This is a genomic window from Mucilaginibacter mallensis, assembly GCF_900105165.1.
Lineage (GTDB): Bacteria > Bacteroidota > Bacteroidia > Sphingobacteriales > Sphingobacteriaceae > Mucilaginibacter > Mucilaginibacter mallensis.
This window is the reverse complement of sequence record NZ_LT629740.1, coordinates 1,349,220-1,369,650: the sequence shown is the minus strand read 5'-3', so window position 1 is coordinate 1,369,650 and position 20,431 is coordinate 1,349,220. Positions and strand designations below refer to the sequence as shown.

Annotated in this window: 17 protein-coding genes and 1 tRNA gene; 11 read left to right on the top strand and 7 right to left on the bottom strand. The window is 41.2% G+C overall.

Annotated elements, in window-relative coordinates; genetic code table 11:
* Window positions 1-6 precede the first annotated feature (6 nt).
* The 3 genes from istA to BLU33_RS05660 form a co-directional block, all read right to left on the bottom strand.
* Window positions 7-1,539 (bottom strand): IS21 family transposase, encoded by a 1,533-nt coding sequence (gene istA, locus BLU33_RS05675; RefSeq protein WP_232009318.1) that lies wholly within the window; start codon window positions 1,537-1,539, stop codon window positions 7-9.
* A 332-nt stretch (window positions 1,540-1,871) separates the two neighbouring features.
* Window positions 1,872-1,945: transfer RNA gene (locus BLU33_RS05670), tRNA-Arg, on the bottom strand.
* 511 nt (window positions 1,946-2,456) lie between these two features.
* Entirely contained in the window at window positions 2,457-3,305 is an 849-nt protein-coding gene (locus tag BLU33_RS05660; protein WP_091370205.1) for a ThuA domain-containing protein, read from the bottom strand.
* A 439-nt stretch (window positions 3,306-3,744) separates the two neighbouring features.
* On the opposite strand from BLU33_RS05660, the gene BLU33_RS05655 reads away from it, so the two are divergent.
* Window positions 3,745-4,605, top strand: a complete 861-nt coding sequence (locus tag BLU33_RS05655) for an N-acetylglucosamine kinase (protein WP_091370203.1) — start codon at window positions 3,745-3,747, stop codon at window positions 4,603-4,605.
* A 203-nt stretch (window positions 4,606-4,808) separates the two neighbouring features.
* Here BLU33_RS05655 and BLU33_RS05650 read toward each other — a convergent pair whose 3' ends face one another.
* Window positions 4,809-5,498: an NUDIX hydrolase gene (locus tag BLU33_RS05650; RefSeq protein ID WP_091370201.1), complete on the bottom strand. Its 690-nt coding sequence runs from the start codon at window positions 5,496-5,498 to the stop codon at window positions 4,809-4,811.
* A gap of 130 nt (window positions 5,499-5,628) precedes the next feature.
* Here BLU33_RS05650 and pfkA point away from each other — a divergent pair, with 130 nt between their 5' ends.
* Genes pfkA through gap form a run of 3 tightly spaced genes read left to right on the top strand, consistent with a single transcriptional unit; the run spans window position 5,629 to window position 8,473 of the window.
* Entirely contained in the window at window positions 5,629-6,615 is a 987-nt protein-coding gene (pfkA, locus tag BLU33_RS05645; RefSeq protein ID WP_091370199.1) for a 6-phosphofructokinase, read from the top strand.
* 6 nt (window positions 6,616-6,621) lie between these two features.
* Window positions 6,622-7,470, top strand: coding sequence for a hypothetical protein (locus BLU33_RS05640; RefSeq protein WP_091370197.1), 849 nt, complete (start codon window positions 6,622-6,624; stop codon window positions 7,468-7,470).
* A 7-nt stretch (window positions 7,471-7,477) separates the two neighbouring features.
* On the top strand, window positions 7,478-8,473 hold the full coding sequence (gene gap, locus BLU33_RS05635) for a type I glyceraldehyde-3-phosphate dehydrogenase (protein WP_091370195.1): 996 nt from the start codon (window positions 7,478-7,480) through the stop codon (window positions 8,471-8,473).
* Window positions 8,474-8,734: 261 nt separating this feature from the next.
* Here gap and BLU33_RS05630 read toward each other — a convergent pair whose 3' ends face one another.
* On the bottom strand, window positions 8,735-9,379 hold the full coding sequence (locus BLU33_RS05630) for a hypothetical protein (RefSeq protein WP_091370193.1): 645 nt from the start codon (window positions 9,377-9,379) through the stop codon (window positions 8,735-8,737).
* Window positions 9,380-9,777: 398 nt separating this feature from the next.
* Here BLU33_RS05630 and BLU33_RS05625 point away from each other — a divergent pair, with 398 nt between their 5' ends.
* Window positions 9,778-10,383 carry a Crp/Fnr family transcriptional regulator gene (locus tag BLU33_RS05625; protein ID WP_091370191.1) on the top strand — a complete coding sequence of 202 codons (606 nt, stop codon included), beginning with the start codon at window positions 9,778-9,780 and terminating at the stop codon, window positions 10,381-10,383.
* A gap of 170 nt (window positions 10,384-10,553) precedes the next feature.
* Entirely contained in the window at window positions 10,554-11,486 is a 933-nt protein-coding gene (locus BLU33_RS05620) for an NAD-dependent epimerase/dehydratase family protein (protein ID WP_091370189.1), read from the top strand.
* Window positions 11,487-11,617: 131 nt separating this feature from the next.
* Here the strand turns inward: BLU33_RS05620 and BLU33_RS05615 are convergent, their stop codons facing one another.
* Entirely contained in the window at window positions 11,618-14,020 is a 2,403-nt protein-coding gene (locus BLU33_RS05615; RefSeq protein WP_091370187.1) for an ABC transporter permease, read from the bottom strand.
* Between the two features lie 208 nt (window positions 14,021-14,228).
* Here BLU33_RS05615 and BLU33_RS05610 point away from each other — a divergent pair, with 208 nt between their 5' ends.
* From BLU33_RS05610 to BLU33_RS05600, 3 genes are all read left to right on the top strand, one after another.
* Window positions 14,229-14,729 carry a gamma-glutamylcyclotransferase family protein gene (locus BLU33_RS05610; protein ID WP_157682061.1) on the top strand — a complete coding sequence of 167 codons (501 nt, stop codon included), beginning with the start codon at window positions 14,229-14,231 and terminating at the stop codon, window positions 14,727-14,729.
* A gap of 122 nt (window positions 14,730-14,851) precedes the next feature.
* Entirely contained in the window at window positions 14,852-16,552 is a 1,701-nt protein-coding gene (locus tag BLU33_RS05605) for a M3 family oligoendopeptidase (RefSeq protein ID WP_091370184.1), read from the top strand.
* A gap of 148 nt (window positions 16,553-16,700) precedes the next feature.
* Window positions 16,701-17,372 carry a hypothetical protein gene (locus BLU33_RS05600; RefSeq protein WP_091370182.1) on the top strand — a complete coding sequence of 224 codons (672 nt, stop codon included), beginning with the start codon at window positions 16,701-16,703 and terminating at the stop codon, window positions 17,370-17,372.
* Between the two features lie 156 nt (window positions 17,373-17,528).
* On the opposite strand, the gene BLU33_RS05595 is transcribed toward BLU33_RS05600, so the two are convergent.
* Window positions 17,529-18,194 (bottom strand): phosphatase PAP2 family protein, encoded by a 666-nt coding sequence (locus BLU33_RS05595; RefSeq protein WP_091370180.1) that lies wholly within the window; start codon window positions 18,192-18,194, stop codon window positions 17,529-17,531.
* 74 nt (window positions 18,195-18,268) lie between these two features.
* Here BLU33_RS05595 and BLU33_RS05590 point away from each other — a divergent pair, with 74 nt between their 5' ends.
* Together BLU33_RS05590 and BLU33_RS05585 are read left to right on the top strand one after the other, a co-directional pair.
* The gene (locus tag BLU33_RS05590) at window positions 18,269-20,161 is read left to right on the top strand and encodes an amino acid permease (protein ID WP_091370178.1); all 1,893 of its coding nucleotides are present in this window, start codon (window positions 18,269-18,271) and stop codon (window positions 20,159-20,161) included.
* On the top strand, window positions 20,161-20,415 hold the full coding sequence (locus BLU33_RS05585; RefSeq protein WP_091370176.1) for a SemiSWEET transporter: 255 nt from the start codon (window positions 20,161-20,163) through the stop codon (window positions 20,413-20,415). The genes BLU33_RS05590 and BLU33_RS05585 overlap by 1 nt, the downstream gene beginning before the upstream one ends.
* Window positions 20,416-20,431: the final 16 nt, after the last annotated feature.

The window sequence follows — 20,431 nt, the reverse complement described above, 5'->3', positions numbered from 1 at the left end:
AAATGGTTATTTGTAATAGTCTTTTCCCCGGATATTACCATGATCAGGCATGGGTAGCTCATCGGCAAATATGCTTTCCTCATAGTTGTCCATCTTGTTTTCCAATATGGTTTGTATCGTTTTATAGCTATAAAGGCCATAACTGAGCCCTCGCTGACAGGCCATTATTAACCGGTCATTCCCTGCTTTTTTTGCAAAGCCAAGTACCCCCAGGCAGGATTTGTAAGCCTGTTCGGGGTGTTGTTTACGCTCCAGTATCTGAAGGATATATAGCCTGACATCCTCATGAATGGAGGCCGCCCAATTGAGGAACATATCTGGTGTCCAGTCACTTTTAAAGCGGTGAGCGCTGGCCATGTGTTCTTTGTCAGTAGTATAACCATAGGGGTTCTTTTCGCGCGGGTGCAAAGCGATACGCTCATAATTGGAGTAGATCTCTACAATAGTGCGGGAGTATAATAGCTTAACCCGCTTGCCGATGAAGCGATAAGGCACACTGTAATAGTGTTTATCAGGGCCGAGATTGACATGGCCATTCTTGATCACCCTGGCATAAAAGTGTTTTTTGAACTGGTAACGCAGGACAGGTAGCGGTGCCAGGGCCCCACGCTCGATCTCTTCAAACTGTAGTATCCTGCTATAATTGCGACCCTTAAGCAACTGGCTGTTATGGACTTCCAGGGCCTGCCAGATCGCTGTATTGAGTTCTGTTAAAGAATGGTAGACATGCTTGTTTAAAGGGGCGTATACCTTGGTATAAATGATCTTAACGGCACCTTCTACTAATGCCTTGTCACGCGGGCGGTACGCCCGCGCTGGTAGAATGGTAGTCCCATAATGGTCGGCGAAGTCTTCAAATGTTTCGTTAAGGGTTGGTTCATAGCGGCTGCTTTTGGTTACAGCCGCCTTCAGGTTATCCGGTACAATGGCGGCAGGAACGCCGCCGATAAAGTGCAGGGTATTCTCGCAGGCTGCGATAAAGTCTTCCTTTTGCTGGCTCATAACAGCCTCTACATAGGTGAGCTGACTGGCCCCAAGGATTGCTACAAAGACTTCTACTTCAATGACTTCACCGGTTTCCTTGTCCGTATAGCTCATCTTTTCACCCGCAAAATCAACGTATAGCTTGTCTCCGGCCTTGTGATCCATGTGCATGGTCGGGTTGACCCTGGTCTTCCATTGGTTGTAATACGTGCAAAACTGGGTGTACTTATAGCCGTCAGGAAACTCTTTGATATAGGCTTCCCACAGGAGTTGCCGGTTCATACCGGTCTTTTTGAGCTCTTTATCGACGTGCGGAAAGCAGCGCAGCATGGATTGCATACGGCTGCTTGGCTGGTTGTTTTCCCTGGTCTTGCCGAAAATATCTTCCAGTTCCTTATCATTCAGGCTATTAACTTCTTCAAAGGTAAAGCCGCTCTTCTTAAGGACGGCCAGGTACTTTCTTACGGTATTCCGGGATGAATCAATCTGGGCAGCTATAAATCGCGTGCTGCGACCCTGGCTGTTCATCCTTAAAATCTTTCTAATCTTACTCATGCTGATTGTCAAATTGGCCATCTTAGAACGGGTCTTTTGCCCTCAAAAGATGGTTGCTTCTACAGCATTTGCTACGAGTTTTGGTGGGTCAGTTTGCCCCGAAATACCATGGTCAGTTTGCCCCGAAACAGTGGGTCAGCTTGCGCCGAAATGGTGTGGTCTCATTCATCATAATCTCCATTCATCTACCCGAGGAGGTGCTCTGCCAGCTTTATTATACCAATGCGCAAAGGACATATCCTGCCTTAACGTTGAAATCCGCTGTTGAATAATCTGTTTAGCAACATATAGCTTTTAATACAAAAAGCCTCAATTTGCATTGAGGCTTTTTGTGATCCCATCAGGATTCGAACCTGAGACCTACTGATTAGAAATCAGTTGCTCTATCCAGCTGAGCTATGGGACCATCCTAAAAACATACGGCTTTACAACCGCCTTATTTTTTGAAAGTGCAAAGATGCAAAAATATAGCTAAAAAGGAAAAATTAATTGAATTGTGTAAAAAGCGACTGGTTATTATTATCACAATAGTGTTAAATATTAACCGTGGAGAAATTAGTAAAAATAAAGCCTCCTCGCACTCGCTGCTTGGAGGCTTAAACCTAAACCTTATCACAATAAGTAAGTAGTGATACTTACCATATGAAGATACAATTATAGCTAATTTTATTACTTTTCACAACTCATTTGCCATGTAAATGAGCATAAATTATACACCGTTAAAGAATAATTCTTTTATATTATTTAAAACATGGGTAATATTATCCATTACAGTAATATTTATCATATTTTTTACAATTGCGGTAATATTTCGACAGAAAAAAAATTAGTTTTTTCAATATAATAAATACATCGAGAAGAAATCCGGGCTTAGCCCAAACTGATTCATCAAAAAAGCAAAAAATAGGTACCGTTTATTATTTATTCATTTTTTTACCCATGCCCAGCCATAATAAGGCATTCATTATAAGTTTCTCCTCCATGGGGCTGTCAAAGGTATGCGACAGGTCATTATTGTTATGGTGTTCATAATCTATATCATTATGGCCCATGTTAAAGTATATCATTTTATAGTTCTTATTTGTCCACACTACCGGGTAATAGCCACTGTGCCATATCTCACTCAGCTTTGGGCCGGTGCCCAGCGGAAAACTGGTTGAATCAATTGAACATAATATTTTTATATCCGGATTTTTACGCAGGTCGAATTCCCAGCGGTACCACTCGTTTGGTGCCGATTTAAAGGTTTCTGGCAGATCCCTGGTAGCAGGGTGCTGATGATCTTCCACACGTAATATAGCCGACGTTGGGCGCCAGGTATTGCTCACATACTGCCCCGACCCTAAAAACACATTGTGGTACCAATCCCAGTTAGCATTTACATCTGATGGAGTTAAGGCAAAAGCCGAAAAGTGAAAGCCCATCCATCCTCCCCCATTTTCCATATATTTTTGGAAGGCCGCACGCTGGGCCGGCTCTTCGGGCCGGGTATCCAGGAATATCACCACTTGGTAATGCGAAAGGAACTCCGCGTTCAGGTTATTCCAGTTAGATGTTGAATCATATGCAAAATGGTATTCGGCTGCCAGCTCAGGGAATTTTTTGTTGGCCTCATGTACAAAACTGATATGTGCCTGGTCGTTTTTGGCAGTATAAAATGCTATTACCTTAAACTGTGGCTTACTGCTCTGCGCGTTGATTATTGTAAAACAAAAAAGAAAACAAAGAGCTATAAGTATTGGTTTAATTTTGGTAGGTAAGCGCATGGTTTGTGGTTTAATGATGATAAAGTAAAGATATAAAACTTAAAATTGCAGGTAACCACTACAACACCACTACAAGCAATTACGTTTTTCCAATCATCGCTTTATACAATTATACCTGATTAATTATGACTGGACTGTATGTAAATTTTCTTCTATAGTTCAAAAAATTGCTTAAAAATTTGATGGTAAATACATATAATTGCATAAAATTGCACGCAACCATTAAGGGTAAAACCAATTTACATTGATGTGATTAAACGATTTTGCAGTTAAAGAACCCCATTTAGCTGTATTTTTGTTGTTTTTGAATGTCAAATAAATTGTCTCTGAAATTTGTAAATCATTTTTTTGACCTCGATTTTATTTTTAATGACCCTAAGTGTTCTTTTTACAATAAGTAAATCATACTTTTAACCGATTTTTTTTTAAAACATATTTTATGATCATAATTGCTGACGGTGGCTCAACCAAAACTAACTGGTGTCTGGTTACCGAGGAGGGTAAGAAAGTTTATTTCAATACCGAAGGTTACAATCCTTATTTTTCAAATGAAGAATATATTATTCAGTCTTTAAACGAGAATCTGCCAACAGATCTGGATAAAGATGCCATAACTGAAGTTAACTACTACGGTGCTGGATGTTCAACTGCGGATATGCGCCAGATTGTTGAAAATGCGATGCAGGCAGTATTTACCAAATCAAAGATCAACGTTGGTCATGATTTACTTGCTGCTGCAAGAGCTTTATTAGGAACTACCGAAGGATTTGCAGCAATATTGGGTACAGGAACAAACACCTGTATTTATGATGGTAAAGAAGTTATCGCTAATATTGATTCAGGAGCTTATATTTTAGGCGATGAAGGCAGCGGTTGTTACATAGGAAAAAAATTATTAACCGATTATATAAGAGGCTACATGCCCGAGGCTGTCCGCAAAAACTTTTGGGATACCTTTAAGCTTACCCCTGATGATATAAACGAGATTGTTTATACCCAGCCAAGGGCTAACCGTTTTTGCGCAAGTTTCAGCAAATTTGTGTATGACAATATTGTAAACATTGAGTATTCAAGAAACATTGTTCGTACATCATTTGAAGACTTTTTCCGTAACCTGGTAACACATTACCCGGATTACCAAAAATATACCTTTAACTGTATTGGCTCAGTAGGTTACAACTTCCGCAATGTGTTGGAAGAAGTTGCTACAGAAAACGGTATGGTAGTAGGCCGCATCATCCGCTCACCTATAGATGACCTGGTTAAATACCATTTAGAGTTATCGCCATCACAATTGTAGTTGGCAGTTAAAAGATAGCGGTGGGCAGTTTGCAGTTAGCAATTTGTACTACCCACAAAAAAATAGCGATGGGTTTGAAACTCATCGCTATTTTTTTGTGGGAATATTAAAATCAATGACTAATGACAGCGCAACGTAATGACGCAATGACCAATGACGCAATGACGCGAAGCATAATGACAGCGAAGCGTAATGACCAATGACTAAGATGCTATCTCGTTCTGAAATATCTTCGCGTATTTACGCCTGTCGAATTTATAAAGTTTGGCGGCGCGGTACGATACACCTTTTTGTTTTTCAGCGAGCTCTTTTAAAAACCCATAGCTGAGCATCTTTTTACGGAAGTTACGTTTATCCAATTGCTTGCTCAAAACAGCCTCATATAACGATTGCAGCTGCGTAAGTGTGAATTTTTCGGGCAGCAATTCAAAAGCTATAGGCTCATAATTTAATTTAGCACGAATTTTTTTGAATGCCCTTTTAAATATTTCGGTATGGTCAAAGGCCAGTGTAGGCAAATCATTAACCGGGTGCCAGAATGCTTTACGCGCATATTGGGTTATCGGCATCAGGTCCTTTTGCCCGCCAATACGTATTAATGCAAAATAAGCAATAGTTACTACCCTGCCCTGCGGGTGCCTGTTCACCTCACCAAAAGTATGGAACTGGCGCATAGGCAGGTCATGCAAGCCTGTTAACTCATACAATATACGCTGAGCGGCCGCGTCCACGCTTTCGTCGGGGCCTACAATATTTCCTGGCAGTGCATACCAGTCTTTAAAAGGTTCTTCGTTACGTTCAATAAGTAGTACTTTAAGCTCTCCCGCTTCAAAACCAAAAATCACGCAATCTGTCGAAAAGACTGAATCAAGGTGAGGTAGATGTATTTCCAAAGACTATATAATTTAATAATTAAATATCGTTTAAAGATATGTGATAATTCCTAATCCAAAAAATATAAATAAAATTTAATGTGTAATATATACACACTATCTTCGTGGCAATTAATTGTGTATTGTAAAGATGCAAAAAATATCGAAACTTGCTGTTTTAACCTCCGGTGGCGATGCTCCCGGCATGAACCCCTGCATAAGGGCCGTGGTAAGAACTGCTATATATAACGGCTTAAACGTTGTAGGGGTTAAACAAGGTTACAAGGGCCTGATTGAAAATGATATGTACGATATGAACAAACGTTCGGTAAGTAACATATTAAACCTTGGTGGAACCATCCTGAAAACTGCACGCTGCCTCGAATTCCGCACGGATGAAGGCATGGAGACTGCTTATCAGAACCTAAAAGCCCAGGGCATTGATGCTTTGGTAGTAATTGGCGGCGATGGTACTTTTACCGGTGCACTGCGTTTTTCAAAAAAATATCCGGATATACAAATTATTGGCGTACCCGGTACTATTGATAATGATCTGTATGGCTCAACCTATACTTTAGGATTTGATACTGCCACCAATACCGTAATTGAAGCTATTGATAAAATACGTGATACTGCCGATGCGCACGACCGCTTGTTCTTTATTGAAGTAATGGGCCGCGATTCAGGCGCTATTGCGCTCAGGGCAGGTATATCATGCGGTGCAGAGGCTATTTTATTACCAGAAGTTGAAACCGCTATTGACGACCTGATAGCAAGCATTAAAACTGGTCACCTTAATAAAAAATCATCAAGCATCGTTATTGTTGCCGAAGGCGATAAGCACGGCGGCGTATATGACATTGCCAAAATGGTGGAGAAAGAGGTAGAACACTACGATATTAAAGTAACCATACTGGGCCACCTGCAACGTGGGGGTAGCCCGTCAAGTTTCGACCGTATTTTGGGTAGTCGCCTGGGTTTTGCGGCCGTTAACGCGCTTATTGCAGGCGAAACACAACACATGGTAGGTTTGCGTGCCAATGAGATTGTTTTAACATCATTGGAGGAAGCCTTAACCAGTCACGAATTTAAACTGGAAGATGATTTGATGCAGATGGCGCACATTCTATCCATATAAGTATTGATGATTGCAGTTGTATATAGCGGATCACACTATGCCCACTGGCGACTGGCGGACAAAGGAAAAACCATTGCGTCCTTTAAAACCAATGGCATAAATCCCTATTTCAACGATGAAAAGCACATCCTACAACTCCTCAGTAAAAACATCAACCTGATACACCACGCCGAAGAGATAAAACGCATTTACTTTTTTGGCGCCGGTGCCTCAACTGACGAATTAAAACGCACCATATATAACGCCCTATCTGCCTTTTTTAAACACGGTAAGGTAACTGTTGAGCATGATATCCTGGCCGCGGCTATTGCTTGCTGCAAAAATTCGCCGGGCATCGTGAGCATCTGTGGCAGCGGATCAAACGCTGCCTATTACGATGGCAAAAAGGTAAAGCCGAACAATTACGGCTTAGGCTATATTTTGGCTGATGAAGGATCGGGAAACTGGCTGGGCCGGCAACTGATAAAAGGTTTCATGAACGAAACACTACCCGAAAACCTCAAAACAAAATTTGTAAAACGCTATGATGCCGATCGCACCAACCTGCTCGAAAAGGTGTACAGGCAAAAACAACCGGCATTATTTTTAAGCTCCTTTAACGATTTTTTTTACGATAATCGTGATGACCATTATCTACAAAATGTAATAAAAAAAGGATTTAGCAAGCTAATAAACACATATTTGTTACCTTTACATAAGCAACATCCCGAAGCTTCAGTACACTTTGCAGGTTCTGTAGCTGCAAACTTCCAGGATCACTTATATGAGGTAGCTGCCGACAATAATTTAAAAATTGGAACAATTATAAAAGAACCTATAAATAATTTATTAACGTACTATTCTAACAAAAATTAAAAAAATCATGAAAATAGGAATCAACGGCTTTGGCCGTATCGGTCGTTTAGCTTTTAGAGCTGCAATGGAAAGACCAGACATTGAAGTTGTAGGTATTAATGACCTTGTAGAGCCTGATTATATGGCTTATATGTTGAAATATGATTCAACACACGGCCAGTTCAAAGGCACTATTGCTGTTGAAGGCGGCCATTTAGTAGTAAATGGTAAAACTATTCGTGTAACTGCTGAAAAAGACCCTGCAAACCTTAAATGGAATGAAGTAGGTGCCGAAGTTATAATTGAATCAACCGGTTTATTCTTAACTCAGGAAACTGCTCAAAAACATATTGACGCCGGCGCTAAAAAAGTAGTAATGAGTGCACCTGCAAAGGATGATACCCCTACTTTTGTTATGGGCGTTAACCATAAAGAACTAAAAGCTGAACAAACTATCGTTTCAAACGCTTCATGTACTACTAACTGTTTGGCTCCTATAGCTAAAGTATTGAATGATAAATTCGGTATTGAAGAAGGCTTAATGAGCACAATACACGCGGTTACTGCAACTCAAAAAACAGTTGACGGCCCGTCACATAAAGATTGGAGAGGTGGTCGCGGTGCTTACCAAAACATCATCCCTTCATCAACTGGCGCTGCTAAAGCAGTTGGTTTAGTATTACCTGAGCTTAAAGGTAAATTAACAGGCATGTCATTCCGAGTTCCGGTTGCTGACGTTTCTGTAGTTGACTTAACTGTTCGCTTAAAAACTCCTGCTACTTATGAAGCTGTTAAAGCTGCTATGAAAGAAGCTTCAGAAGGTTCAATGAAAGGCATTTTAGGTTATACTGAAGACGAAGTAGTATCAGAAGATTTTAAAGGTGATGCACGCACATCAATATTTGATGCTAAGGCAGGTATCGCGTTGAATGATAACTTTGTTAAAGTGGTATCATGGTATGATAACGAATGGGGTTACTCAAACAAATTGATCGACCTTGTTCAGGAAATCGGTAAATTATAATATTTACAACATTACATATATTTAAAAGCCGCCCGGTATACCGGGCGGCTTTGTTATTTAAAATGGATTTATATTGATGTAAACAAGGCAAAAGCCCGGGCCTTGTGCGATTTCCGATATATCAGTTCACATCAATAATATTATTCATTTTTTCTCAATGATTGGGTGCTCAAATGAGATTAATAAAATAAATATAAAATTGACTGGGATAATACAAGCAAGTATTCAAAATAACTATTTGCAAATACTCTGATAGCACTATTAAAATATGTGATACTTGCGCCAAGGATATGCCATCGCATAGTAAGAATTGATGAGTAGCTTTAACCTATCGGAATCACTTACTTTTTTTGTCATTATATGTTCAAGTGCCTTTTTATCTAACTTATTTAAAAAATAATACGATTGGACAGCCGTGGCTTCAAACTCGTCTATTTGTGAAAAATATTTATTCATGTTAACACTATCAATTACAGCAGGAGAGAAATAATCACGTCCCATTGTACATGAAACTTGTAAATAATGAACATATTCGTGTATCAAAATGCTTATTGACTTATAATACACTATATTATTGGTATCAATTGTTTTAGTAATTACATTATAACACATTTGGGTTATAAGTATTTTTGGTTTCAGGTAATACCGTGACGGGTCACACTCATTTCCTATTTGATCGGTATTCATGCCTATTTGAAAAAAAGCATTCAACGTACTATTATACCGTTCGTCATATGCCACTATTTCAATCGTAGAATCTTTATTAATATTAGGCCTTATAGATATATTTAACTTTTTGCATATGCTATAAGATTCTTTATTAATGAGTTTGAATATTTTTGGAGGTAAGTTTTGTGAATAAATGTTGCTATATGAAAACAATAATAATAAGATAATTTTTTTCATATACTTTAATACTTACGAGGACCAATTAAAAGGTAGTCCATCATCATTAGATCCTTTATCTGATAGATTTTCCAGCTTTCTGCTGTTTTCTTGTGTCCATTCCTTGTCGACAATTTCCGGAAAATCTCCTTTAATATCACATTCACCCCCTATACCTTTTCTGATAACTTTTTAAGTATTTTAAGGTATAAATCCACACTTAAATATACAACTATTTATTGGTGTAGTGAGGCATATTATTACCCCCATGGGAGGGGCAGGGAGGGGTTTCGCCAGTATACTTTTAAAGTAAAGCGTAGAAACCCCTCCCTGCCACTGCACCATCAGCCGCACCCCTCCCAGGGGAGGGAATTATAAAAGCTTCTGATCTTCAACCAAAATTTTCACTAAATTTGATTATGGACACATCAACAGCACTTGCCATTTTCAGGAAGAACTTAGAGAAGTATGTGGTATTTAACGAGGCCGAATGGATCGTTTTTACCCAGCACATGAAATTCAGCCTACTGAAAAAGAAGCATTATTTTGCTGAACCAGGAAAGGTTTCCGATAAGGTTGGCTTTGCACTTACGGGTTCGGTACGTTATTTTCACATGAAGGACGGGCAGGACATTACCGGCTATTTCACCTTCGAAAATGAGTTTGTAAGCTCTTATAAAAGCTATCTTACAGGTCAGCCCGGCCATATTTATATCCAGGCTTTGGATGATTGCAGGCTCATCACATTTACCCGCAATGATATGGATCAGATGCTGAATAACCCATTGCTTGCCTTTAAAATGGAGCGCTTAGGGCGCCTGATAGCCGAAAACTGTCTGTGTTGTTATGATGACCGCATAACATCATTCATCACCCAAACACCCGAAGAACGTTACCTGCAACTGCTCAGTACAGGTAAGGAGGTATTACAGCGCATACCACAACATTATATAGCCCACTATTTGGGCATTACCCCGGTTTCTCTATCGCGCATCAGGCGGCGGGTAATGGAAACAGTAAAATGATTTCGGATTTCTAATTGGTTAGCTCCCCGATTAATGCAATTGAGAATTAAATATTCACAAATCCGAAATCGAAAATCACAAATCCGAAATCTCCCCCCATTTCTTATCTTTTGTTAACGTTTTGAAATACAAAGCCATCATACCTTTGGATATATCAAAACAGAAAGAAAATGCAAACTATATTAGGAGCCGGCGGGGCAGTTGCCAATGCACTTACCCACGAATTATTAAACAACAACCAAACCATCCGTTTGGTTAGTCGCAAGCCCATACAACAGGCAGGCAAAAATATCACCTGGCAGAAAGCCGATCTGTTGAATTACAACGAAGTATTAGAAGCAACCAAAGGTTCAACTGTAATTTATCTGACCGCAGGTTTGGTTTATGATAAAAACATCTGGCAGCAGCAATGGCCGGTGATCATGCAGAATGTGATCAACGCAGCTAAAGCAACCGGGGCACGTTTAATATTCTTCGATAACATTTATATGTATGGCCTGGTTAACGGACCAATTACTGAGGATACGCCTTATAATCCATGCAGCGCAAAGGGTGAGGTTCGTGCTAAGATAGCTACCACTTTAATGGATGAGGTTAAAGCCGGCAACGTTAACGCCAGCATTGCCCGCGGAGCCGACTTTTATGGCACCGAAAACATGAACTCCTTTTTAGATATGATGGTGATCGATAAGTTCGCCAAAAAACAAAGGGCGCAATGGATGGGTGATGTAAACAAGCTGCATAATTTTAGTTTTATACCTGATATGGGCAAGGCCGTTTACCTGCTGGGCCAAAAACCTGAGAGCGATAATCAGATATGGCATATGCCAACAGCGGCTCCTCTGCCAGGTAAGCAGTTTATTGAAATGATAGCCGAAACTTATAGTGTCGATCCAAAATACTTTGCCATTAAAAAGTTTATGCTGCAATTATTCGGTTTGTTTGATCCACTGGTAAAAGGTACAGTTGAGATGTATTATCAGTACAATCACGACTATAATTTCAACTCTGCCAAGTTTGAAAAGGCCTTTAATTTTAAACCGACCACTTATCAGGATGGATTTAAACAGCTATTGCAGACGTTGTATAAACCGGTGGCATAATGGCAAATAGCATATCGAAGAAACCCCTCCCTGCCCCTCCCAGGGGAGGGAATCGCACAAGGCCATCGCTTTTGAATCACTGAAACATAGCGATGGGTTTGAAACCCATCGCTATAATAATAACTTGCTCTTTACTCCGTTTTCAAACTTTTAACCGGATTTGTCAACGCCGCCCTCACAGTCAGCACCGATACCGTTGCAAAAGCAATAATAAATACAGTTAAGAATGGTATCACAAATAGCAGCATATCTATATCGATGCGGAACGCGTAGGATTGCAGCCACTTACTTATGGCATACCAGGCCAGTGGGATGGATACAACAAATGCTATCACTATCAAAAAGGCAAAATCCTTATATAACAGCTGTAAAATGCTATTTACCGATGCACCCAGCACCTTGCGGATGCCGATCTCTTTAGTGCGCTGTACAATGGTGTAGGATACCAGCCCGAATAAGCCCAGACAGGCCACTATAATAGCTATCAAGGTAAATATGCCGAATACCTGCCCAAAGTGCTGATCGGCTTTGTATTGCTCGTTAAAATGCTGATCGAGGAAGAAGTAATCAAACTGATCGCCGGGGAAAGCGGTTTTCCAGTTGGCTTGCAGGGATTCAATAGTACGCTGGATATTGGTTGAACTTACCTTAACCGATACATCGCCCCGCACATCAGGTATACAACGGAAAATGATCGCGTCATAAGCATCGTGCAGCGATTGCTGGTGAAAATTATCAACCACACCAACAATAGTGTATACCTTACCCCAAAAGTCTATTCGCTTGCCTAAAGCTGTTTCCGGTTTGTTAAAGCCTAATTGCTCCACTCCTTTCTTGCTGAAAACAACAGCGCCGGTATCCGTTCCAAAATCCTTTCCGAATGCACGGCCGGCAATTACTTTAAGATTATAGGCGGTCAGAAAATCATAATCCACACCGATGATGCGGTATTGCTTGCCTTCCTTTTCATCAGCACCCTTTAGTTTTATACCGCCTGCGTTCCAATACACCGGGTCGCCGGGGATTGTGGTTGATACCGCTACACTTTTTACGGCAGGCAATTGCAGGCATTCATTTTTAAACTCCTTCATGTTGCGGTAAAAGGAATCTACCCTTACCAATGGCGGTTTTATAACGAGTGTCTGGTCTATTCGCATGCCCAGGTCCTGCTTTTGCATATAGGTTACCTGTTTAAAAACCGTAAGCGAACCGATCAGCAGAAATATAGATGCCGCAAACTGGAATACTACCATACCCTTGCGTAACAATGCCCCACCCGATGATGCCGACAGCTTCCCTTTAATCACATCAACCGGCCTGAATGATGATAATACAATAGCCGGATAAAAGCCCGAAAACACAGTACCCACCACCAACATGGCAACAACCGTTAACCAAAACACCGCACTGCTAAACAAAGTAAAGCTTAAATGCATACCCGATATGCTGCTGAAAACAGGCAGGAAACAGGCAATCAATATAAAAGCGAGTATTAATGATAATACATTCAGTAGCACAGCTTCCAGCATAAATTGCAATATCAATTGCCCTTTTGCCGAACCTAATGTTTTGCGTACGCCAACTTCTTTTGCCCTGTTAATAGCGCGGGCGGTAGCCAGGTTTATATAATTTATCCAGGCGATGATGATAACAAATATAGCTATACCCAGTAACAGGTAAACCGACTTGCCATCAGTATTGGGCTGCAGTTCGCCCATACGATTGGCACTTAGGTGAATGTCCTGCACAGGTATCAGCTGGTAAACTCCTCCTTCACCAGAGTTTTTATATTGATCGTAGGCCTTTTTTACGATTGGCGCGAACTTGGCATCAACTACATTCGGGTCCACACCCGGTCTTAGCAACACATAGGTGATACATCCATCGTTAAGCCATTGATCATCGATAGGATAGTTTACTATCTTTAAGAAAGTGGCGTATGATGCCAGGTAATCGCATTTCATGTGGGTATTTTCGGGCCACTTTTTCATTACCCCGGTAACCTTAACAGGCTGTTGGTTATTTATCATGATACTTTTCCCAACTGCGTTTTCGCCATGGAAAAGTTTATCTGCAATCTCTTCGGATATTACTACGGTATTGGGCTCTTTTAAAGCAGTTTTTGAGTCGCCATTAAGCAAGGGGAAAGAAAATACGTTGAAAAACGAGTTACTCGCAAAGTAAACATGCTGGATCACCAGTTTTTGATCCTTATAACTGGCCTGGATATCGCCTGAGCCTACAATTTTCACCTCATCCTCTATCTCGGGCAAAACTTTAATGGCATTACCTACAGCAAAAGCGCCCGCTGTCCATTGCGTGCTTAACTTACCATTGTTGTACCTGTCCTGGTTTACGCGAAAAATACGTGCCTTGTTGGTATGAAAATTATCAAAACTGAGCTCATAAGTAACATACTGAATAATGAGCAAACAGGCCGCCATACCAATAGCCAAACCGGCTATGTTGATGAACGAAAAACCTTTGTTTTTGGTAAGGTTGCGGAAGGCAACCAGCAGGTAATTTTTGAACATAGCTATGTGATTTATAGTTCATCAGCCAAAAAGCATACCCATGTTTTAAACTATTGATAATTAAAAAATTACATAAAAATATCACTATAAAAACTGTTCGGATTCGATACACCCGTTGTTCATTAGCGAACAAGATATTTATCTATTTACAAGTTCATTATCAACAATATAGCAACTCATCTGTTCGTTAAAAATAAAACATTGGCTTATGATACTATTTGCTTATGCGGGGAACATGAATGTAGATGAGTTTGCTAAACTTGTCCCATCAGCAAAAAAGATAGGAGTAGCAAAATTACCGGCCTATAATTTTATATTTAACACTACAGCGCCCGACGAATCATCAAAAGCGAATGTGGTAAAGTCGCTTGAACCTGCTGCTGTAGTATGGGGGATTTTGATAGAGATTGACGATAATGAAAGAGATCACTTTTTTAATCCAGATCCGGTTACCAATGATCTTAAACTGGAGCCGGTAAACTGCCTAACCCACGACGGAACTACTTACCATGCCGAAGTATTTACCGCCAAGCCCCACGCCGTAAACACACATTTGCTGCCTTACGACTGGTACCATGCGCGCATCATAAAACTAGCCAAAGATGCTGAGCTGCCTGTAGCATACATCAGGCAGATAGCAGCTATGGCCTTTAAAACTGATCCGGATGAGGAAAGGCGGGCAAGGAGAATGAAGAAATTCGGATTGTAGTACCCGAAAAATCATCTGTACATAATAGTGTAAATCTTTCGGACTTTCCGTCTTCTCCACTTTCCAACTTCCCCAACAATCTGCATATTTGCACATACGCACATTTGCATATCTATAATACCATGATCCATAAAAAAACAAGAAAATATATACCGGCCGACCTTGAAATGAAATGGGAAGCCCTTGAACCACTTTTTAAAGACCTTTGCGACCGTCCCATCAATTCGGCGCATGAACTGGAACTGTGGCTGCAAAATCGCAGCGAGCTGGAAGCTGCCATTGAAGAAGATTTCGCATGGCGCTATATCCGCATGACCTGCGATACCAATAACGAAGAACTGCTGCAAAAATTCCAGTATTTCGCTACTGAGATAGAGCCAAAAATTGCACCTTATAGTAACGAGCTAAACAAAAAACTGGTAGCCAGCGAATGGGTAGACAAACTGGATGCGGAAAAATTCTTCATTTATTTCCGTGGGGTAAAAAAGTCACTGGAATTATTCCGCGAGGAAAACATCCCTATCCAAACCGAGATACAGGTTGAGCAGCAAAAGTACCAGGGCATCAGCGGTGCCATGTCGGTACATATTGATGATAAGGAATTTACTTTGGAGCAAGCTTCCGTATTTTTAAAAGGCACCGACCGCGCTAAAAGACAGGAAGTATGGGAAAAAATAACTGCCCGCCGCCTGCAGGATAAAGAAACTTTGGATAAGCTTTTTGATCATCTGCGTAAGCTAAGGCACAAAGTGGCGCTGAATGCAGGTTTCGAAAACTTCAGGGACTATATGTTCCAGGCATTGGGCCGTTTTGATTATACACCGCAGGATTGCTATGCTTTCCACGAGGCGATAGAGAAAGAGATCGTGCCTATACTGCGTGAGCAAGCCGAAAAGCGCAAAAATGCTTTGGATTTGTCAGCACTTCGCCCATGGGATATGGATGTTGATGTATCGGGTAAGTCGGCTTTAAAACCGTTTAACGGCGGTGCTGAACTGATAGAAAAATCAATCCAGTGCTTCACCAATATCAACAGCTATTTGGGCGAGCGTTTGGAGATCATGAAAGATAACGGCTTGTTTGATGTAGAGAGCCGCAAAGGTAAGGCACCGGGTGGTTATAACTACCCGCTGTCAGAAACCGGCGCGCCGTTCATCTTCATGAACTCGGCCAATACCTTCCGCGATCTGACCACTATGGTACACGAAGGTGGCCATGCGGTGCATACCTTCCTTACTGCCGACCTAGAATTGAACGACTTTAAACATTGCCCATCAGAAGTTGCCGAACTGGCATCAATGAGTATGGAGCTGATATCAATGGATAACTGGAATGTCTATTTTGATAATGAGGAAGACCTGAAACGCGCCAAACGCGATCAGCTTTTTGATGTATTGAAAACATTGCCATGGGTAGCCGTTGTGGACCAGTTTCAACACTGGATCTACACCAATCCAACCCATACCGATGCTGAGCGCCGTGCCGCCTGGATACAGATCTATGAGCCGTTTGGCGCAGGCTTCGCCGTTTGGAGCGATATAAAAGAAGCCGAAGCCAACCTGTGGCAAAAGCAACTGCATATTTTCGAGGTGCCGTTTTATTACATAGAATACGGTATGGCTCAATTAGGTGCTATAGCTGTATGGAAAAACTATAAGGAAGACCCTGAAAAAGGCTTACAACAATATTTAGATGCGCTGAAATTAGGCTACACCAAAACCATTAAAGAAATTTACGAAACAGCTGGCATTAAGTTCGATTTCAGCGCCGGTTATGTGAAGGAACTCGCTGAGTTTGTGAAGGGAGAGATGGATAAATTGTAGATTTTATAAAGCAAAATGGAAGGGTGTCGTGCTGAGGCAATCGAAGGGTAAGCGTAAAGGCCTTTGCCCGCATGCTTCGATTGCCTCAGCATGACACCCTTCCTATTAAAACGAAAACATAATCCCATTTCATAGGTTAATATTACCTATGAAAAAGATACTAATAATACTTAGCCTCATACTGTTTACTTCATTTAGCTATAGCCAAACATTTAAACAGGTAAAAATTGATAGCCTGGTTTCGGTAGCATTACCGCCCACATATATTACTAAGGACACTTTAAACCAGCGCATCTTCAGCGCGAATGCATCCTTTGGATACATTGTGGTTATCCGCGAGCCAAACTCGAAAACAATTGCCCCATTAAAAAAAGAGAAGGACCTTAATAATGTATTTAAGGATTATGCCAACGGCATTGTAAAGCTATCTGGTGGTACTGTGCAAAACAAGCGTGATACTACAGTCGGCACATTAAAAGGCTTGCGCTTTGATCTGCGTACCGATAATGGCGATGGTAGCGTACAATACCGTAGGTTCCTGCTATTGTATACCCATGATGTAACCTACACCTTTGAATATTATTATGATGAAATGAGAGCCGCATTAACCAAAGATGAGGCTAAAACTTACTTCAGCTCAATAAAACTCGCACCCGACCTGCAAAGGAATGATCAGTACCAGATAGCAAGTGTAAGTCCTGATTTTTTTGGCGTATCCCAAATAATGATCTATGCCGGTATAACAATTATTATTGTTGTGAGCATCAGCATGGTGGTAAAAAGGAAAAAGCGGAATGATGATGAACATATTGCGGATTAGTTCTAACAATTAATTCCTTTAAAAGCAAGGGATGTGCGATTCCTTCCTCGGGGAAGGGAAGGTAGGGGTTTGTTTAGTTTGAATATCGTAGAAACCCCTCCCTGCTACCGCACAGTCAACCGCACCCCTCCCGTGGGAGGGAATTAGAAAAACCTTTTACGCCTTCTTTAAATTCAACAGTCCCCTGTTCCATTTTTCGGAATGGATGAACTTTTTGTTATCCAGCCAAACAATCAAAAACACGGTTGTTATTACACCAATAGCTGATCCCGCAGTAACATCCTCAAAAAAATGCTCGCTCAGGTACATCCTGGAGTAACCAACCAGCATGGCTATTAGTAACAGTGGCAATCCATATATTTTATTTTTACACCAGTAAGTAAACAATAGCGCAGTGGTGAATGCGCTAACTGTATGCCCTGATGGGAAACTATGCAGTTTCAGCATATCAACACCTGCAACTAAGTGGATACGGCTCAGCTGATCCTGAAAATATAATGTAGGCCGTGGTGCATCAAAAATATGTTTAATAACCTGTGCAGTAAGCGCGGTTAAAGCGTTAATCAGCACCAATAAAAAAGCTTTCGAATAATTAAACAGCGATAATATCAGCGTTAAAACTACAACCGTCCAAAAGTTACCTAAATCTGTAAGGTATGGCGCAATGGCATCGGCCCAGGGGTAATTATGACTGTTAACCGCGAAGTAGATCTCCTCGCGACTAAAAGTTAATTTTATAGCCAAACACGCGCATAAAACAATCAAAAAGGGTATAAAGAAGAACCTTATTTTATACAATACATCTTTTATGCTTATATTCATGGTGCAAAATAAGCATATACTTATTCCCTGCAAAAAAATGATTATGTTTGGTCAACGGCCTCTTAATTAAATTTATGTCTAAAAGTATATTTCGTACAAAATCTGTTGATAAAATATTAGCCGATGTAGCAAGCGGTTACAGTGATGGTGAACATTCCGGCAATCATCTTACCAAAGCATTAAACGTAAAAGACCTAACCCTGATGGGCATTGCCGCCGTAGTTGGCGCGGGTATATTTTCAACTATTGGCGAAGCATCTTTTCATGGCGGCCCCGGTGTAACCATACTGTTTGTTATCACCGCTATTACCTGCGGTTTCTCGGCCCTTTGTTATGCCGAATTTGCTTCACGCATACCGGTTGCGGGCAGCGCCTACACTTATGCCTACGCCTCTTTTGGCGAGCTGATCGCCTGGATCATCGGCTGGGACTTACTGATGGAATATGCCATAGGCAACATAGCCGTAGCCATATCATGGAGCACCTATTTTGTGAACTTGCTAATAGGCTTCGGCATCAATGTGCCTGCCTGGCTCACCATGGACTATTTTTCGGCATTTAAGGCGCATGAGCAGGTGCAGCAGCTAACTGCCAGCCACAAGCTTGCCGATATTACCGATGCGCTTAAAGAAGGCGCAGCAGCATGGAATAATGCACCCGGCATTGGTGATTTTAAGCTAATAGCCAATATACCCGCTTTATTAATCGTAGTTATTATCACATACCTGGTTTATGTAGGTATAAAAGAAACCAAACGCGCAACCAACGGCATGGTTATTTTAAAAATAGCCATTGTGATAGGTGTTATAGTCGTGGGCTTCTTCTACGTTACACCAGCCAACTGGCACCCTTTTATGCCTAACGGCTTTGGCGGGGTGATGAAAGGCGTATCGGGTGTGTTTTTTGCTTATATAGGTTTCGATGCGATATCAACCACGGCCGAGGAATGCCAAAACCCGCAGCGCGACCTACCCCGCGGGATGATCTATTCACTTATTATTTGTACTGTACTTTATATACTTATAGCCCTGGTGCTTACCGGCATGGTAAGCTATAAAGACCTTGCCGTTGGCGATCCTTTAGCGTTTGTATTTACTAAAGTAGGTTTAACTAAAATAAGCGGCATTATATCCTTTAGCGCTGTTATTGCTACCGCGAGTGTATTACTCATATTTCAGTTAGGGCAGCCACGTATATGGATGAGCATGAGTCGCGATGGTTTATTGCCTAAAGTATTTTCACGTATACACCCTAAGTTCCATACGCCGTCGTTTGCTACGATTGTAACCGGCTTTGTGGTGGCCATACCTGCACTATTCTTAAACCTTACCGTGGTAACAGACCTAACCAGTATAGGTACCTTATTTGCCTTTGTACTGGTTTGCGGCGGAGTATTACTACTGCCCCGCGAGGCTGCTACAAAAGGCCGGTTTCATTTGCCTTACATCAATGCCAAGTATATAGCGCCGGTGGTATTCATTGCCGGGGCCATTATCTTCTGGCAACCGATGATAGACCTGTTCACCGGTGCAAACGCGCACGAGAATTTCCCCTTCTTTTTGTTCATCATTTTATCGGCGGCGCTAACCATTGCATCGTTTGTTAAAAACCTTTCTTTAATCCCTGTATTAGGTCTGCTGAGCTGTTTTTACTTAATGACCCAATTAGGTTACGATAACTGGATCCGTTTTATAGGCTGGCTGGTTATTGGCCTGGTTATTTATGTTAGCTATGGCTATACCCACAGCAAGCTGGGCAACAAAGCATCTGCCACGCATCAAACTTCGGTATGGATAGCCTTTGTAGGCGCTTTGTTAGCAATAGCAGGGGTATTTATATTCGTGCATACTAATGATACGTTGGTAGAGGTCCTTGACGTAATTGTAGCTGGCTGTGTAGGCTTTTTAGCTGTATACCTGGTATCAGCAGCATTCTTTAACGCATCCGAACGCAAAAAACCCATATAATGAACTTAACAGCGATAATAGGTTACCTGGCAGCCTTTGGCACAACAGCTTCGTTTTTGCCGCAGGCGGTTAAAACCATACAAACCAAGGATACATCGGGCATATCATTACCCATGTACATCCTGTTTACTCTAGGTACCCTGTTATGGCTCATTTACGGGATAATGGAACCCAGTCTGCCTGTAGCTGTGGCAAATGCTATTACGCTGATATTTGCGGCTACTATTTTGGTTTATAAGATAAAGTATAAGTAAGGAATAAAGGCAGTAG

Excerpts from the sequence above, each read along its gene's own strand:
- BLU33_RS05590 (WP_091370178.1), top strand. The coding sequence starts at position 18,269 with ATGTCTAAAAGTATATTTCGTACAAAATCTGTTGATAAAATATTAGCC.
- BLU33_RS05605 (WP_091370184.1), top strand. The coding sequence starts at position 14,852 with ATGATCCATAAAAAAACAAGAAAATATATACCGGCCGACCTTGAAATG.
- BLU33_RS05600 (WP_091370182.1), top strand. The coding sequence starts at position 16,701 with ATGAAAAAGATACTAATAATACTTAGCCTCATACTGTTTACTTCATTT.
- istA (WP_232009318.1), bottom strand. The coding sequence starts at position 1,539 with ATGAGTAAGATTAGAAAGATTTTAAGGATGAACAGCCAGGGTCGCAGC.
- BLU33_RS05640 (WP_091370197.1), top strand. The coding sequence starts at position 6,622 with ATGATTGCAGTTGTATATAGCGGATCACACTATGCCCACTGGCGACTG.
- gap (WP_091370195.1), top strand. The coding sequence starts at position 7,478 with ATGAAAATAGGAATCAACGGCTTTGGCCGTATCGGTCGTTTAGCTTTT.
- BLU33_RS05610 (WP_157682061.1), top strand. The coding sequence starts at position 14,229 with ATGATACTATTTGCTTATGCGGGGAACATGAATGTAGATGAGTTTGCT.
- BLU33_RS05620 (WP_091370189.1), top strand. The coding sequence starts at position 10,554 with ATGCAAACTATATTAGGAGCCGGCGGGGCAGTTGCCAATGCACTTACC.
- BLU33_RS05585 (WP_091370176.1), top strand. The coding sequence starts at position 20,161 with ATGAACTTAACAGCGATAATAGGTTACCTGGCAGCCTTTGGCACAACA.
- BLU33_RS05655 (WP_091370203.1), top strand. The coding sequence starts at position 3,745 with ATGATCATAATTGCTGACGGTGGCTCAACCAAAACTAACTGGTGTCTG.
- BLU33_RS05625 (WP_091370191.1), top strand. The coding sequence starts at position 9,778 with ATGGACACATCAACAGCACTTGCCATTTTCAGGAAGAACTTAGAGAAG.
- BLU33_RS05615 (WP_091370187.1), bottom strand. The coding sequence starts at position 14,020 with ATGTTCAAAAATTACCTGCTGGTTGCCTTCCGCAACCTTACCAAAAAC.
- BLU33_RS05595 (WP_091370180.1), bottom strand. The coding sequence starts at position 18,194 with ATGAATATAAGCATAAAAGATGTATTGTATAAAATAAGGTTCTTCTTT.
- pfkA (WP_091370199.1), top strand. The coding sequence starts at position 5,629 with ATGCAAAAAATATCGAAACTTGCTGTTTTAACCTCCGGTGGCGATGCT.
- BLU33_RS05630 (WP_091370193.1), bottom strand. The coding sequence starts at position 9,379 with ATGAAAAAAATTATCTTATTATTATTGTTTTCATATAGCAACATTTAT.
- BLU33_RS05660 (WP_091370205.1), bottom strand. The coding sequence starts at position 3,305 with ATGCGCTTACCTACCAAAATTAAACCAATACTTATAGCTCTTTGTTTT.